The organism is Staphylococcus sp. HMSC065D05, from assembly GCF_001813195.1.
GTDB classification, from domain to species: Bacteria; Bacillota; Bacilli; order Staphylococcales; family Staphylococcaceae; genus Staphylococcus; species Staphylococcus epidermidis.
Map to the genome: position 1 here is coordinate 79,146 of NZ_KV811766.1, position 15,797 is coordinate 94,942.

At 31.5% G+C, this 15,797-nt stretch carries 14 protein-coding genes and 1 riboswitch; of the genes, 9 read left to right on the plus strand and 5 right to left on the minus strand.

Annotated elements, in window-relative coordinates; translation table 11 throughout:
• Window positions 1–9: 9 nt before the first annotated feature.
• Complete coding sequence (gene purD / locus HMPREF2897_RS09310) at window positions 10–1,251, plus strand: phosphoribosylamine--glycine ligase (protein WP_002486589.1); 1,242 nt, start codon at window positions 10–12, stop codon at window positions 1,249–1,251.
• A gap of 133 nt (window positions 1,252–1,384) precedes the next feature.
• Here purD and HMPREF2897_RS09315 read toward each other — a convergent pair whose 3' ends face one another.
• Genes HMPREF2897_RS09315 through HMPREF2897_RS09325 form a run of 3 tightly spaced genes read right to left on the minus strand, consistent with a single transcriptional unit; the run spans window position 1,385 to window position 4,176 of the window.
• On the minus strand, window positions 1,385–2,191 hold the full coding sequence (locus tag HMPREF2897_RS09315; RefSeq protein WP_002475234.1) for an energy-coupling factor transporter transmembrane component T family protein: 807 nt from the start codon (window positions 2,189–2,191) through the stop codon (window positions 1,385–1,387).
• Window positions 2,184–3,587, minus strand: a complete 1,404-nt coding sequence (locus HMPREF2897_RS09320; RefSeq protein WP_070593048.1) for an ABC transporter ATP-binding protein — start codon at window positions 3,585–3,587, stop codon at window positions 2,184–2,186. The genes HMPREF2897_RS09315 and HMPREF2897_RS09320 overlap by 8 nt, the downstream gene beginning before the upstream one ends.
• 13 nt (window positions 3,588–3,600) lie before the next feature.
• The gene (locus HMPREF2897_RS09325; RefSeq protein WP_070593050.1) at window positions 3,601–4,176 is read right to left on the minus strand and encodes an ECF transporter S component; all 576 of its coding nucleotides are present in this window, start codon (window positions 4,174–4,176) and stop codon (window positions 3,601–3,603) included.
• A gap of 78 nt (window positions 4,177–4,254) precedes the next feature.
• Window positions 4,255–4,357, minus strand: a riboswitch (TPP riboswitch).
• 336 nt (window positions 4,358–4,693) lie between these two features.
• Here HMPREF2897_RS09325 and HMPREF2897_RS09330 point away from each other — a divergent pair.
• Window positions 4,694–6,469 (plus strand): oleate hydratase, encoded by a 1,776-nt coding sequence (locus tag HMPREF2897_RS09330; protein WP_070593052.1) that lies wholly within the window; start codon window positions 4,694–4,696, stop codon window positions 6,467–6,469.
• A gap of 416 nt (window positions 6,470–6,885) precedes the next feature.
• On the opposite strand, the gene graF is transcribed toward HMPREF2897_RS09330, so the two are convergent.
• Window positions 6,886–7,020: a glycopeptide resistance-associated protein GraF gene (gene graF / locus HMPREF2897_RS13060; protein WP_001831711.1), complete on the minus strand. Its 135-nt coding sequence runs from the start codon at window positions 7,018–7,020 to the stop codon at window positions 6,886–6,888.
• A 151-nt stretch (window positions 7,021–7,171) separates the two neighbouring features.
• Here graF and auxA point away from each other — a divergent pair, with 151 nt between their 5' ends.
• From auxA to ptsP, 5 genes are all read left to right on the plus strand, one after another.
• Entirely contained in the window at window positions 7,172–8,464 is a 1,293-nt protein-coding gene (gene auxA, locus HMPREF2897_RS09340; protein ID WP_070593053.1) for a lipoteichoic acid stability factor AuxA, read from the plus strand.
• A gap of 307 nt (window positions 8,465–8,771) precedes the next feature.
• On the plus strand, window positions 8,772–9,944 hold the full coding sequence (locus tag HMPREF2897_RS09345) for a class I SAM-dependent rRNA methyltransferase (protein WP_002446163.1): 1,173 nt from the start codon (window positions 8,772–8,774) through the stop codon (window positions 9,942–9,944).
• 59 nt (window positions 9,945–10,003) lie between these two features.
• Window positions 10,004–10,543: a hypothetical protein gene (locus tag HMPREF2897_RS09350; RefSeq protein WP_001831644.1), complete on the plus strand. Its 540-nt coding sequence runs from the start codon at window positions 10,004–10,006 to the stop codon at window positions 10,541–10,543.
• A 155-nt stretch (window positions 10,544–10,698) separates the two neighbouring features.
• On the plus strand, window positions 10,699–10,965 hold the full coding sequence (locus HMPREF2897_RS09355) for a phosphocarrier protein HPr (RefSeq protein WP_001831726.1): 267 nt from the start codon (window positions 10,699–10,701) through the stop codon (window positions 10,963–10,965).
• Between the two features lie 2 nt (window positions 10,966–10,967).
• Window positions 10,968–12,686: a phosphoenolpyruvate--protein phosphotransferase gene (gene ptsP / locus HMPREF2897_RS09360; RefSeq protein ID WP_002446164.1), complete on the plus strand. Its 1,719-nt coding sequence runs from the start codon at window positions 10,968–10,970 to the stop codon at window positions 12,684–12,686.
• 265 nt (window positions 12,687–12,951) lie between these two features.
• On the opposite strand, the gene HMPREF2897_RS09365 is transcribed toward ptsP, so the two are convergent.
• Window positions 12,952–13,188, minus strand: a complete 237-nt coding sequence (locus tag HMPREF2897_RS09365; protein ID WP_002446165.1) for a glutaredoxin family protein — start codon at window positions 13,186–13,188, stop codon at window positions 12,952–12,954.
• A 204-nt stretch (window positions 13,189–13,392) separates the two neighbouring features.
• Between HMPREF2897_RS09365 and HMPREF2897_RS09370 the strand changes: the two genes are divergently transcribed.
• Window positions 13,393–14,748 carry a cytochrome ubiquinol oxidase subunit I gene (locus HMPREF2897_RS09370; RefSeq protein ID WP_002490068.1) on the plus strand — a complete coding sequence of 452 codons (1,356 nt, stop codon included), beginning with the start codon at window positions 13,393–13,395 and terminating at the stop codon, window positions 14,746–14,748.
• Complete coding sequence (locus HMPREF2897_RS09375; protein WP_002446167.1) at window positions 14,745–15,761, plus strand: cytochrome d ubiquinol oxidase subunit II; 1,017 nt, start codon at window positions 14,745–14,747, stop codon at window positions 15,759–15,761. The genes HMPREF2897_RS09370 and HMPREF2897_RS09375 overlap by 4 nt, the downstream gene beginning before the upstream one ends.
• Window positions 15,762–15,797 lie beyond the last annotated feature (36 nt).

Sequence of the window (15,797 nt, forward strand, 5' to 3'; positions counted from 1 at the left end):
GGTAATCTATTGAAAGTTTTAATAGTTGGAGCTGGTGGACGTGAACATGCATTAGCTTCTAAAATCAATCAATCTCCAATTGTAGATAAGGTTTACGCGATTCCAGGAAATGATGCAATGGTCAATATTGCTGAAGTGCACGGTGAAATTGCTGAATCAGATCATCAAGCTATTTTACATTTTGCTCACCATAACGCAATTGATTGGGTAATCATTGGCCCTGAACAACCTTTAATAGATGGGTTAGCTGATTTATTAAGAAATGCAAATATTAAAGTGTTTGGTCCAGGACAAGATGCGGCTCAAATTGAAGGTTCAAAATTATTTGCCAAGCAATTAATGGACAAATATCATATTCCTACAGCAGAATATAAAGAAGTAAGTTCACGTAACGAGGCGTTGCAATATGTTGAAACTTGTGATTTACCAATCGTAATAAAGAAAGACGGTTTAGCAGCAGGTAAAGGGGTTATTATTGCTTTTACAAGAGAAGACGCATTAGAAGGGGTCAAAACAATTTATCAAGAAGAAAAAGGGAAAGTCGTTTTCGAAAGTTATTTAGAAGGAGAAGAGTTTTCTTTAATGACTTTTGTAAATGGAGATTATGCGGTTCCTTTCGACTGTATTGCTCAAGATCATAAGCGAGCATTTGATAATGATCAAGGACCAAATACTGGTGGAATGGGCGCATATTGCCCAGTACCACACATTGATGCATCTGTTCTTGAGCAAACTAATAAGGAGATTGCTCAACCTATTGCTAAAGCTATGGCACAAGAAGGTCATGACTTCTTTGGATTACTATACATTGGTGCAATTTTAACAAAAGATGGACCTAAAGTTATCGAGTTTAATGCACGTTTTGGTGATCCTGAAGCACAAGTATTATTAACACGTTTAGAAAGTGACTTAATGCAACTCATTATCGATTTGGAAAATTGTAAACCTATTCATTTTAACTGGAAAGATGAAGCTGTTGTAGGAGTAATGCTAGCATCTAAAGGATACCCTGGTACATATGAAAAAGGGCATGAAATAAGTGGTTTTAATCTAGATTCTCATTATTATGTGAGTGGATTAAAGAAAGAAGGTCAATGTTTTGTGAATTCTGGCGGACGAGTTATCCTAGCTATAGGGGAAGGTCCAACAGTTGAAAAAGCACAAGCAAACGCATATGAACATGCACGACAAATAAAAAGTGACAATCTTTTTTATCGTAATGATATTGGCAATAAAGCCATTACTAAGTAAAATTGGTTGTTCAATTCGAAATAAAGTCCTTCGTTGATTGGATATGATCAACGAAGGACATTTTTTTATGATTTCTATTTACATTGGAATAAAATGAATATTTACTTTTAATTAAATATTGGGTGTGTAATTATTAGTCTAATTGTCCAAAACGGACATCATGAATACCGGTAATTGGAAGGTATGATGATAAGACAAATGACAAAGTAATGATAATTAATATACAAGCAACAAAGATGATATCTTTATATGAAAATGGAACCCGATAGTAGTATGTTCTTGGACCATCTTTAAAGCCTTTAGACTCCATTGCAACAGAAAGTTGATGTGCACGTCGAATATTTTGACTTAATAAAGGTATGACCAAGTGGTTAAGACGCTTGATTCCTTTATAGTTAGATGCATCTATCATTTGATAACGCATTTTTAGGGACCGTCTTAATTGAATAAGAGAACTTATTATAAGTGGAACCATTCTAATCGCTGCCATAAAAGCATAAGCAAATTTAGGCTTCACCTTTAAATGTTGCATTAAACTATAAAAAATCATTACAATTTGTGAAGTCAGTGCGATTAGTATACCAAACATTGAAACGGTAATTGTTCTCATAGATAGATGAAGACCTCGTACAATACTTTCTGTACTTATTTGCAAAATACCAAATTTTACAAGCATATGTTCTCCATCACCATATAAAATCATAAATAATGACGACATCAAGGCAAAGAGTGTTGTGACTAATATAAAAATGGCAGTTATTTTAAATTCTGTACCGTTAAATAAAAGTAAGAACATAAACATTAATATAACGATATAAATCATAAAGTCAAAGTTATGGATAAATATAATGAAAAAGAATAATGCGATACCTAAAAGTAACTTAGTAATGATATTTACATCATCAACGAAGGTGTGGCGTTTTTTCCATCTTTCAAACAATGTGTTCACCTTCCATTTCTTTAAGACACCCATCTTCCACGCGTAATCGTCTTGTTGGATATCGTTTAATAATTTCTGGATCATGTGTCACCATGATAATTGTTTGACCTTGATTAACGCGTTCTTGAAATAACTTGATAAGTTGAAATGTATTATGACTATCTAGGCCGAATGTTGGCTCATCTAATAAAATAATCTCTGCCTTTGAACTTAATGCTGTTGCAACACTTAAACGACGCTTTTGACCTGTTGATATTTCAAAAGGATGATGATCCTTAACTTGATCTAAATGTAATAATTTTAATAAATCCATAGTTTCATCATTCGCATGCTTAGGATCTAAGTGATTATAATGAATATACACTTCATCATAAACAGAATTCGTAATAAATTGTAATTCAGGATTCTGATATACCAAATACATATGCTTTGCCGCTTGTTTAATTTTAGATAATAATTGGTCGCGATAAAACATGTTACCTTCATATTTAATTAGTTGTAACATAGCTTCTAGTAAAGAGGTTTTACCAGCGCCATTTTTACCAGTGATTGTTAACCATTCACCTGAATACAGTTTAAGCTCCTTGGATGAAAAAAGTGTCTTTTTACCTCTAATAATTTGCCCGTCGTCAAAATGAAATAAGAGATTCTTTGTTTGATTAGGTAATGGGATGGGGCGTGGTGCACTCTGCCATGCTCTAGGGTGCCAAACTCCGTATTCAGTTAATAGCCCTTCATAATGATTTAAGATTTGTTCAGGGGTGTCGTCAGCAACAATTTGACCATCATAATTTAATAACAATACGCGGTCAACATGTTGCCAAATATGTTCAACCTTATGCTCAACAATTAAAACTGTTTGATCTTCCCAAAGATTGATTAATTTCTTCCATAAATCTTCAGTTGCTTTTACGTCGAGCATTGCAGTAGGCTCATCTAAAAAAAGTGTCTTTGATTTTTGTAGTATTGTTTCAACAATAGCTAACTTCTGTTTCATACCACCACTTAGATTGTTGACATATGTTTTATGAGTAACATTGAGGTCTACAGACTTTAACGCGTCTTCGATTTCTTGATCCATCTCACTTCTAGGAATATTTCTATTTTCTAAAACAAATGCAAGTTCCTCATATACTTTTGGCATACAAAATTGATTATCTGGATCTTGAAATATAACGCCACTATCATGATCAATATTCAATTCATCATATTTCATCGGAAGTTCAATTAAATTAGGTACTATTCCACTTAATACATTAAGTAATGTGCTTTTACCTGATCCGGAAGGACCGAGTAAAAGCACTTTTTCTTTATTTTTAATCTCAAGATTTAAGTTGTTGAATATTTTCCTATCTCCATTCGGATACTTTAAACGTAAATTTTTAACACGTAACAATTAAAAAATCCCCTTATAGGTTATCGTAATCTTGTTGTGATGCTGGTCTGAGGAATTTAGTTACACCAGTTTTATCTAATGCTTTGACAATCCAGTATGAAACTAAACCAGCTAATACAATTCCGCTAATTGAACGGAAAATGATAAATAGTAGTAAGTTCCATCCAGCAACTTCGTTTAGGTAACCATAGAAGTAATCCACTGGGAAAGAGATTAAAGCAGTTGCTAATCCAGCAAGCATTGCTACAGCAGCAGAACGTGATTTATATTTAAAAATAGCAAATATAATTTCACAAGCCAGTCCCTGTAATATCGCATATATGATAGTAGGGATATCAAATTTTCCCATGACAATCGTTTCACCAGCTCCAGCTGCGATTTCTGCTAATAATGCTATACCTGGCTTAGGAATGATTAAGTAACAAACGACTGCTGCCATAAACCATACACCATATGTAAGTTGTTCTAAGTGAATACCCGCAACTTGTACAATATTGTAAACAAACCACCATAAGTTATAAATGATGGCAAATACTACTGAAATTAAAACTGTCACAAGAATTTCAGATAGTTTTAAACCTTTTGACATAAAAACATCCTCCTAAAAAACGCACAACCATCTCTAGGAAAGTTGTGCGTCAGAAGCAACATCTAATCATAATTCATTAGATGTATAACAACACTTTCCTACGCTAGTAACTAGCTAGATCAGGTTCGAAGGGTTTGAGGTTGGCCTCATCTCAGTAAAGAATACACCCCTAGTGCGTTCAATTATTTAATTAACTTAAATGTATGATTTTTATTATATATTGTCAAGGTTATTTCAAGTATTGTTATTTAAACAAGAAATATATTTACTATTTTAGAGATGAATTGCAATAAATGTGTATCATGATGAAGTTTATAGAATTAACGATTTAAATTTTTCTAACAAATCTTTAATTTGATGTTAAAAATAGCTAAATAAAAAAGATTAGTATAGTTTTAAGTGAATTAAATTAAAAAATAACCAATTGTTTGTGTTATTACACAAAGAGGGGTAAAATATACTTGAAAGCGATATCATACAGATTTTCAAACTTTTATTTAATTGGAGTGATGTTTCTATGTATTATACAAATAGTAATTACGAAGCGTTTGCTCGACCTAAAAAACCTGAAAATGTTGATAGTAAATCAGCCTATTTAATAGGGTCTGGATTAGCTTCTTTAGCTGCAGCATGTTTTTTAATTAGAGATGGACAAATGAAAGGCGAAAATATCCATATTTTGGAAGAGTTAGATATCTCAGGCGGAAGTTTGGACGGTATTAATATGGAGCATCATGGCTTTGTCGTACGTGGTGGTAGAGAAATGGAAAATCATTTTGAATGTTTATGGGATTTATTTAGAAGTATTCCATCATTAGAACAACCTGATGCATCCGTGTTAGACGAATTTTATTGGTTGAATAAGGAAGATCCTAACTATTCTAAATGCAGAGCCATTAATAGTGGTGGTAAACGCATTGATACTGATGGCGATTTTACATTGTCTAAAAAAGCTATTAAAGAAATTTTAAGTTTATGTATGAAAAAAGAAGAAGATTTAGAAGATGTTAAAATTTCCGAAGTTTTCACTGAAGATTTTTTAAATTCTAATTTTTGGTTATATTGGAAAACAATGTTTGCTTTCGAACCCTGGCATTCAGCAATGGAAATGCGTCGATATCTTATGCGTTTTGTTCACCATATTGGTGGTTTGGCAGATTTTAGTGCTTTAAAATTCACTAAATATAACCAATATGAATCTTTAGTATTACCAATGGTAGAATATCTAAAATCACATAACGTGAACTTTGAATTTGGAGTACAAGTGAATAATATTTTAGTTGATGCAACATCAGCTACTAAAATTGCTAGAGAAATCATTTTAACTAGAGATGATAAAGAAGAATCTATCCCGTTAACAGTTAATGACTTGGTATTTGTTACTAACGGAAGTATTACTGAAAGTTCAACCTATGGTGATAACGACCACCCTGCTCCTATAACACATTCTTTAGGTGGTAGTTGGACATTATGGAAAAACTTAGCTAATCAAAGTCCAGAATTTGGTAGACCTGAGAAATTTTGTGATCACATTCCAGCTAAAAGTTGGTTTGTATCAGCAACGGCAACAACAGATAATAAAAAGATAATCTCATATATCGAACAATTGTGTAAAAGAGATGTTTTATCTGGTCGGACAGTCACAGGTGGTATCATTTCTGTAGCTAATTCGAGTTGGCAACTTAGTTTTACAGTAAACCGTCAGCAACAATTTAAGAAACAACCTAAAAATCAAGTTAGTGTATGGATTTACGCATTATACTCTGACGAAAAAGGAGACTTCATTAAAAAGCCAATCACGGAAAGTACTGGTAGTGAAATCTGTCAAGAATGGTTATATCATATGGGTGTTCCACAAGAGGAAATTGTTGAATTAGCTCAATCGGAATGTAACACGATTCCTGTTTATATGCCGTATATAACTGCATATTTCATGCCTAGAGCATACAAAGATCGACCGTTAGTAGTACCGAATGGCTCTAAAAACTTAGCATTTATTGGAAACTTTGCAGAAACAGAACGAGATACGGTATTCACTACAGAATATTCAGTTAGAACAGCTATGGAAGCTGTTTATCAATTATTGGATGTTGATAGAGGTGTACCTGAAGTTTATGCTTCTGAATTTGATGCACGCGTACTGATGGATGCATTTTATGAATTAAATGATCGTAGATCTTTACATGAACTTGTCAATAAAAACTTTATCAAACGATCAGTATTAAATACAGTGTTGAAGAAAATACGTGGTACTTTTATTGAAGAATTGTTACGTAAACATAAATTACTATAGTGCAATTAAGTGATAAATATAACTGTCCTACAAGATATAGGATTTTGGCGACAGTTTTTATTTATAAATGATATTAGTCATGATTTAAGAACTATGATGCAAATCTTTCGAAAAAGTAGTCGTAAAATGGTTATGTTATTTCTTTAGAATAAATAAGTGTTCTAAAGAAATTTACATAAATGTTAACTATGAAATAAAAAAGGTTAAATAATAACGTAGATTTGTATTAAAAGATAATATTATAATGATAATCATAGATGAACGCCTTATGTATTATTACGAAAAAAAGACAATTTCTATCAAAAATTTTAATAGAAATTGTCTTTTTATATTACTTATGAACTCAATGATTCAACGATTTAAATGCTAACAAATCTTTTTATTATCTAGCATAACCACTTATATCATTAGTAAAATTAATCTAGTGTATCTTGAATATCTTTCTTAGTTTGTTCGATATCATCTGTTTTTTCTTCGTTTTGTTCTTTAAGCTTTTCTTCTACTTCTTTGGCTTTTTCTGCTGATTTTTTTTCAAATTCTTTATTTGTCATAAAAATTCACCTCTTTAATAGGATTTCTGTTTACACAAATGGTTTACCCCGTTATTCTATTAATAAACGTTTGTAGGTCTATAGATGTATTTCATGATATTTTAAAGACAATTAAACAATCTTCATATATAATAATTTTGAGGTGAACAGTATGTCTTTTCTTAGGAAACACACCGAAATTATATTTAGTTATATTATCGGTATCGTTTCACTTTTTACAGGTCTCATTATTTTTATTAACTTACCTTTAATCAAACAATTTAAAGGTGACAAAAAGGTTGATACGCATGTGCATAACGTATGGGAATTCCTAAATGCCTTTTTTGCCGAGATTATAAAAGTGATGAGCAAATTTATTGGTGGCTTTCCAATTACAAGTGCCATAGTAATCATCGTATTTGGTATTTTAGTGATGTTGTTAGGTCACACTTTATTTAGAACTATTAAATACGATTATGACATTTCAATTTTCTTTTTAGTTATTGGCATTATGTACTTTATCATTACATTATTGCTAATGACACAAGTGTATGGCTTTTTTGCAATCGTCTTTATTATTCCTTTTACAGTTCATATTGGTTACATAGTTTATAAAGATGAGTTGAACCAAGACAATCGTAAGAACCATTATATGTGGATTATTGTAACTTATGGAATGAGTTATCTTATTACACAAATTTCGCTATATGGACGTATTGACGCAAATGAAATTGAATCAATTGATATTTTAAGTGTGAATACATTCTTCATTATTATGTGGTTATTAGGTCAAATGGCTATATGGAATTTCTTATTCTTAAGACGTTCATTACCACTTACTAAAGAAGAGTTAGGCGAAGAGGAACCTGAACTTTCAAGAACTAATAAAGGCAATGTATCTAATCAAACTAAAGTTCACTTAAAACAACTACAAGATAAGACAACCGAGTATGCACGTAAGACCAAAAGAAGTGTTGATTTAGATAAAATTAGAGCCAAAAGGGACAAGTTTAAGCAAAAAATTAACAGCATAGTAGATATACAAGAGGACGATATTCCAAATTGGATGAAAAAACCTAAATGGGTTAAACCTATGTATGTTCAATTGTTTTGTGGTGTAATTATTCTGTTTTTTGCTTTTCTAGAATTTAATAATAGAAATGCATTATTCTTAACTGGTGAATGGGAGTTATCACAAACGCAATATGTAGTTGAGTGGGTAACGTTATTGTTGCTACTTTTCATTATTATTATTTATATTGCAACTACATTAACTTATTATTTAAGGGATAAATATTATTATTTACAACTCTTTATGGGCAGTATTTTATTCTTTAAATTTCTTACAGAATTTATCAATATTATGGTACATGGATTATTATTATCAATTTTCATTACGCCAATCTTGTTATTAATGCTTATTGCAATGATTGTTGCTTATTCTTTACAGTTGAGAGAAAAATAAATGGGTTAAATTTGATTTATAAACATTAATCATTGGTAAAAATACTTAACTTTTCAAATCAATGATTGTATTTATCTAGCTTTATATTCAATGAACAGTAAGAAATATTCACAGAAAAATTTCTATGTGAGCAATACATTTCATGGGTGGGATAGTGAATTCAGAATGAATTTCGTCCCACTCTTTTTTTGTGTGATTCCCTAAAGTTATTTGTTAAAATGATGATGAAATTATATGGTGTTAACTGGATTTACGAAACAAAATTATCATAACTAACAGTGATAAAAATTAAGAGAGGTATTCATTTATGAAACTTGCTACGCTAAATAAAGGCAAAGAAATAAAGTATTTAAACCACTATCCATTAATAGATGAAGAAGATTTATTTGAACATGATCATCTTAAAGAAGGTGATTTGATAACGCTGGTGACAGAGCAACAACAATATATAGCTACTGGATATATTGGAAGACAACATAAAGGATTAGGGTGGGTATTGAGTTATAATCAAAATGAAGAGATTAACACTTTGTTTTTTAGACGTTTATTTGAAGCTGCATTAAAAGAGCGACAATACTATTTCAATATAGAAGGTACAAACGCATTTAGATTATTTAATGCTGAAGGTGACGGTGTAGGTGGTCTGACAATTGATAATTATAATGGACATCTTTTAATTCAATGGTATTCGAAAGGCATATATAAATTTAGATTTCCTATCTTAGAAGCAATCAAAGAAGTATATGAATACACTTCAATTTTTGAGAAAATGCGTTTTAAAGGTTCTTCCTACACTGGTGGCTTTGTAGAAGGTAATGCTCCTGAATTTCCTATCGTTATAGAAGAAAATTTTACTTTTTATAACGTAGACCTAAATGATGGTCTTATGACTGGTATATTTTTAGATCAAAAAGAAGTTAGAAAAAAATTAAGAGATCAGTTTTCAGAAAGAAGACATGTACTTAACTTATTCAGTTACACTGGAGCGTTTTCAGTAATAGCAGCTGAAAATGCAAACTCAACAACAAGTGTAGACTTAGCAAATCGCTCTAGAGGGCTAACTGAAGAAAATTTTGGTTTAAATGGTATCAACCCTAAATCTCAATATATTTATGTTATGGATACGTTTGATTTTTATAATTATGCAGGACGACATGGGCATCAATACGATACAATTGTTATTGATCCACCTAGCTTTGCGAGAAATAAGAAAAAAACTTTTTCAGTTCAAAAAGATTATAATTTATTAATTGAAGGAGCCCTTAACATTTTATCGCCTGGAGGTACTTTACTATTATGTACCAATTCAAGTGCATTTTCTCTTAAGGCATTTAAAAATGTAATAAAGAAAACACTAGCCCAAAATAATATTGAATATGAAATAAATGAAGTAATGGGGTTACCTAAAGATTTTAAAACTCATCCTCACTACAAACCTTCAAAATATTTAAAAGCAGTATTTGTAACAATAAAAAATTAATTTTCTATAAATATGGGTATAAATCACTGTTAAAGTATTATTTGAAAGGATGTCATTAAATGGGAATTAGAAGTAAACTAACTAATAATATTACAAATAAAGTAGGGAACTCATTATTGAACATAGAGGAAATTAAAGAGAAAGGTGATTTGCCAACTACACAGGAAGAACTTAGACAACGTAGAGAGAGAGCTGAAACTTTAGTTAAAAAGAAATCGCTACTTTCCTCCGGTGCTAGTATAGTTCCTATTCCAGGACTTGATTTTGGAGTAGATCTTAAACTAATGAGAGATATTATAGAGGATGTAAATAAAATTTATGGTTTAGATCACGATCAAGTTAATTCACTAAGTGATCAAGTGAAAGAAAGAATTATGTCTGCAGCAGCAATTCAAGGAAGTCAATTTATTGGACGTAAGGTATCAGAGGCGTTGCTTAAAGTTGTGATTAAAGATGTAGCTAAACGAGCAGCTGCCAAACAAACAAAATGGTTCCCGTTTGTTGGGCAAGCTGTATCTGCATCCATTAGCTATTATTTTATGAGCAAATTGGGTAAAGATCATATCAATAAATGTGAAAAAGTTATCAATAACTTATAGAAGTGTTATAATCGTCTCGAGGTGCAAAATTTATATGCTGAAAACGATTTTAAACGAATTGAATTTAGCTATAGGTTTTGGTAAAGTTAAGTTGTAAATATTTTGTTAGATTGTAATAATATTGAAGATTCTAACTGTACAAAGGAGAGTTTAATATGGAACAAAAATCATATGTAATCACAGACGAAACAGGGATTCATGCTCGCCCTGCTACAATGCTAGTACAAACTGCATCAAAATTTGATTCAGATATTCAATTAGAATATAACGGGAAGAAAGTTAATTTAAAATCAATCATGGGTGTAATGAGCTTAGGTGTAGGTAAAGATGCTGAAATAACTATTTATGCTGACGGTAGCGATGAAACTGACGCAATTCAATCTATCACTGATGTCTTATCAAAAGAAGGTTTAGCTGAATAATTATGTCTAAATTAATTAAAGGGATTGCTGCATCAGATGGTGTTGCAATCGCAAAAGCTTACTTAATTGTAGAGCCAGACTTATCTTATGACAGTAACGAAAAAGTTACTGACACAGAAAGTGAAGTTGATAAGTTTAATGACGCTATCGAAGCTTCAAAAATTGAATTAACTAAAATAAGAAATAATGCCGAAGCTCAATTAGGTGCTGATAAAGCAGCGATTTTTGATGCACATTTACTTGTTTTAGATGATCCAGAATTAATACAACCCATTCAAGACAAAATTAGAAATGACAAAGTCAATGCTGCAACTGGTTTGGATGAAGTAACGACACAATTTATTTCTATTTTTGAGTCAATGGATAATGAATACATGAAAGAACGTGCAGCTGATATCAGAGATGTTTCTAAACGTGTATTGGCTCATATTCTAGGTGTAGATTTACCTAATCCTAGTTTAATCAATGAAAGTGCTGTCATTGTAGGTAATGACCTCACACCTTCAGATACAGCACAGTTGAATAAAGAATTTGTTCAAGGTTTTGTAACTAATATTGGTGGTAGAACCAGCCACTCTGCAATTATGAGTCGTTCTTTAGAGATTGCAGCTGTTGTCGGTACTAAATCTATCACTGAAGAAGTTAAACAAGGTGATATGATTATTGTAGATGGTATGTCCGGAGATGTTATCATTGATCCTACAGAAGATGAGTTAATTGCTTATCAAAACAAACGTGAGCGTTTCTTTGAAGATAAGAAAGAACTTCAAAAATTGCGTGATGCTGATACAGTAACAGTTGACGGTGTCCATGCTGAACTAGCTGCTAATATTGGTACTCCAGATGACTTATCAGGAGTTATTGATAACGGTGCACAAGGGATTGGTTTATACCGTACAGAATTCTTGTACATGGGTAGAGACCAAATGCCTACTGAGGAAGAACAATTCGAGGCTTATAAAAAGGTACTTGAAACTATGGACGGTAAACGTGTAGTTGTACGTACTTTAGATATCGGCGGAGATAAGGAGCTTCCATACTTAGATTTACCTAAAGAAATGAATCCATTCTTAGGTTATCGTGCGATACGTTTATGTTTAGCACAGCCGGAAATCTTTAGACCACAATTACGTGCATTACTACGTGCTTCAGTTTATGGGAAATTGAATATTATGTTCCCTATGGTAGCAACAATTAAAGAATTCCGTGACGCTAAATCAATACTTCTTGAAGAGAAAGAAAATCTTCTTCGCGAAGGTTACGAAGTTTCAGATGATATTGAATTAGGTATTATGGTTGAAATTCCAGCTACCGCGGCACTTGCTGATGTATTTGCTAAAGAGGTAGATTTCTTTAGTATAGGAACGAATGACTTAATTCAATACACATTAGCTGCTGACCGTATGTCTGAACGAGTTTCATACTTATATCAACCATATAATCCTTCAATTTTACGATTAGTTAAACAAGTTATTGAAGCTTCTCATAAAGAAGGTAAATGGACTGGTATGTGTGGTGAAATGGCTGGAGATCAAACAGCTGTGCCTTTATTATTAGGTTTAGGTTTAGATGAGTTCTCAATGAGTGCGACTTCTATCCTAAAAGCTAGAAGACAAATCAATGGTTTAAGTAAAAATGAAATGGCTGAACTTGCTAATAGAGCTGTTGAATGCTCAACGCAAGAGGAAGTCGTTGAATTAGTTAACCAATTGGCTAAATAATTGACTTTAAAAAGAATATTTTAAGAGTATAAGACATAAAGTTCTTAGACTAGAAAAAGACAATTTCTATTAAAATAATATAGAAATTGTCTTTTTATAATGGTTTAAATCATATTAGTTTGTTAAATTCTATTTTTCTGCAAAATATGTCCTAGAATATTTTTTTAATATATTATATTGATTTAATAAATTACTTGAAGATGACAATATTTGTTTAGCTAGTTTGAAAATTTGAAATTAAACACGCGAAAATTAAAAATAGAAATTAAGGTGTAATATTCAATTCATAATTCAATTTTTCCATATCTACTTGATACATAGGTATCCCTTTAAGCAAAATAAAAGGTGTTGCAAATGCATCGTAATTCATCATTTCATTTTTATATTTTTGATTTTTGATATTTTTTTCTGTAAATTTGATATTTTTATTTACTAAATAATTTTTAATAAAAGCACAAGGTGGACAGTCATCTTGTGTATAAATAATCACTGTATCAGTCATACATTACATCCTCTCATGATTTATCTTACAACACTATATAAAAAAAGAGACGTCATTTCAACTTTGTGAACGTTGTGTGAAAAGACATAAAATCGTCACAATGATTTAAAGCAATTTAATTTAGTTCAATAGTACTAAGGACTTATAATTTTAATCACTTGTCACTCCAATAACTAAAAAATAAAAATGAAGGGTGATTTATAGATGGATTCAGTTGAAATAGCTCGATTGTTGACGGGTATGACACTTGCAGTGCATATCATATTTGCAACAATTGGTGTTGGTATGCCACTTATGTTTGCAATAGCAGAGTTTATTGGCATAAAGAAAAATGATGCGAATTATATTACATTGGCTAAAAGATGGTCGAAAGGCTACACAATAACCGTTGCTGTTGGCGTCGTTACAGGTACCATTATTGGTTTACAACTTTCACTTGTCTGGCCAACGTTTATGAAAATGGGCGGTCATGTTATTGCTTTACCACTATTCATGGAAACTTTTGCATTCTTTTTTGAAGCAATCTTTTTAAGTATTTATTTATATACTTGGGAAAGATTTAAAAATAAATGGACACATTTTTTCATATCTATACCCGTCATTATAGGAGGTTCATTCTCTGCATTCTTTATTACATCAGTCAATTCATTTATGAATACCCCAGCGGGTTTTGAAATTAAAAATGGTCGAATGGTAAATGTTCAACCATTAGAAGCAATGTTTAATTCATCGTTTATGGTTCGTGCTTTACATGTAGTTGCAACTGCAGGTATGACGATGGCGTTTATATTAGCTGCCATCGCAGCGTTTAAATTATTACGTCATAATCATAAAGAAGATAGAATATACCATACAAAAGCTCTTAATTTAAGCATGATTGTTGGATTCATCAATACCGTTCTTTCGATGATTGCAGGAGATTTATCTGCTAAATTTTTACACAAAGTTCAACCAGATAAGCTTGCAGCATATGAGTGGCATTATGATACGCAATCACATGCGAATTTAGTTCTTTTCGGTGTATTAAATGAAAAAACACATGAAGTTTCAGGAGCACTAGAGATTCCTGGATTACTTAGTTTTTTAGCAGATAATAGTTTTAATACAAAAGTTAAAGGTTTAAATGAATTTCCTAAAAATGAATTACCTCCTATGATAGTTCATTACTTTTTCGATTTGATGGTATCAATGGGAATATTCTGTTTTATCATTTCAGGACTCTATATGTTATTTTTAATTGTTAAAAAGTTACGTAAATATGTAACTAGTAGTGTGATGTTATACGCTATCTTGTTAACTGGTCCCGCATCAATGTTAGCGATAGAATTTGGTTGGTTCTTAACTGAAATGGGTCGTCAACCGTGGATTATACGAGGATATATGCGCGTATCAGAGGCGGCTACCCAGGCGGGGGGAATCACATTAGTAACGACGTTATTCGGTTTACTATATCTTTTATTACTAGTTACTTCGGCTTATGTACTAATTAGAATGTTTAAAAATCAACCTGCTTATAAAGATGTAGAAAAAGTGATTGAAGAGAGAGGTGAAACAAAATGATTTACGCTTATATCGGTATAACAGTATTATGGGTATTTTTATTTTGTTATATTATCATCGCCTCCATTGATTTTGGTGCAGGATTTTTCGCATTGCATTCTAAAATGACAGGTAATGAGAAAAAGGTTAATCATTTAATCCATAGATACCTCAATCCAGTTTGGGAAGTTACAAATGTCTTTTTCGTTTTCTTTTTTGTAGGATTTATTGGTTTTTTTCCTGATTCTGCTAAATACTTAGGAACAGTTTTATTAGTTCCTGGATCAATAGCTTTAATTCTTATTTCTATACGAAGTAGTTTTTATGCTTTTGAAAATTATGGTCAAGATACTAAACTGCCCTGGATTGTATTATATGGTTTAACAGGTCTATTAATTCCAGCCTCTCTAGCAACTGCTCTAACAATTTCAGAAGGTGGTTATATCTATGAGCATGGCACACATATTGATTTAGACTGGATACAATTATTATTAAGTCCATTTGCATGGTCTGTAGTATTCTTAGCCATAATTTCAGTTCTCTATATTTCATCAGGTTTTTTAACATATTATGCTCATAAAGCAAATGATCAACCAGCTTATGATATGACACGACAATGGCATATTTTTTGGGGGCCACCTATGATTGTGATTTCATTATTTGTTTTCTTATCTCTTAGAATTCAAAATTCTGATCACTTTAGAACTGCTATTTTTAATTATTGGTGGATGTTTGCAATCAGCTTTATATTTTTTATAATAGCTGGATTACTGACTATATTTAAAAAGAAACACGGTCTAGCTTTTATCATGGTTATATTGCAAATGTTATTTGCATTCTTTGGCTACGGAATGAGTAAACTTCCATATTTACTTTATCCGTTTATTAAAATTACAGACTCTCATGTCAATCCGGAAATGGGATTATCATTAGTTATTGTTTTTGTTTTAGGTTTACTTTTATTAATTCCATCGTTAATATTATTATTAAGATTATTTGTTTTCGACAAAGCATATGTGGAAGGAAAGAAATAATAAGACTCTGAGGAATGTTAGTAATCATTCCTCTTT

Coding starts and splice junctions, on each gene's coding strand:
- HMPREF2897_RS09325 (WP_070593050.1), bottom strand. CDS start 4,176: ATGTCAAAAGGTTTAAAACTATCTGAAATTCTTGTGACAGTTTTAATT.
- HMPREF2897_RS09330 (WP_070593052.1), top strand. CDS start 4,694: ATGTATTATACAAATAGTAATTACGAAGCGTTTGCTCGACCTAAAAAA.
- graF (WP_001831711.1), bottom strand. CDS start 7,020: ATGACAAATAAAGAATTTGAAAAAAAATCAGCAGAAAAAGCCAAAGAA.
- auxA (WP_070593053.1), top strand. CDS start 7,172: ATGTCTTTTCTTAGGAAACACACCGAAATTATATTTAGTTATATTATC.
- HMPREF2897_RS09345 (WP_002446163.1), top strand. CDS start 8,772: ATGAAACTTGCTACGCTAAATAAAGGCAAAGAAATAAAGTATTTAAAC.
- HMPREF2897_RS09350 (WP_001831644.1), top strand. CDS start 10,004: ATGGGAATTAGAAGTAAACTAACTAATAATATTACAAATAAAGTAGGG.
- HMPREF2897_RS09355 (WP_001831726.1), top strand. CDS start 10,699: ATGGAACAAAAATCATATGTAATCACAGACGAAACAGGGATTCATGCT.
- ptsP (WP_002446164.1), top strand. CDS start 10,968: ATGTCTAAATTAATTAAAGGGATTGCTGCATCAGATGGTGTTGCAATC.
- HMPREF2897_RS09365 (WP_002446165.1), bottom strand. CDS start 13,188: ATGACTGATACAGTGATTATTTATACACAAGATGACTGTCCACCTTGT.
- HMPREF2897_RS09370 (WP_002490068.1), top strand. CDS start 13,393: ATGGATTCAGTTGAAATAGCTCGATTGTTGACGGGTATGACACTTGCA.
- HMPREF2897_RS09375 (WP_002446167.1), top strand. CDS start 14,745: ATGATTTACGCTTATATCGGTATAACAGTATTATGGGTATTTTTATTT.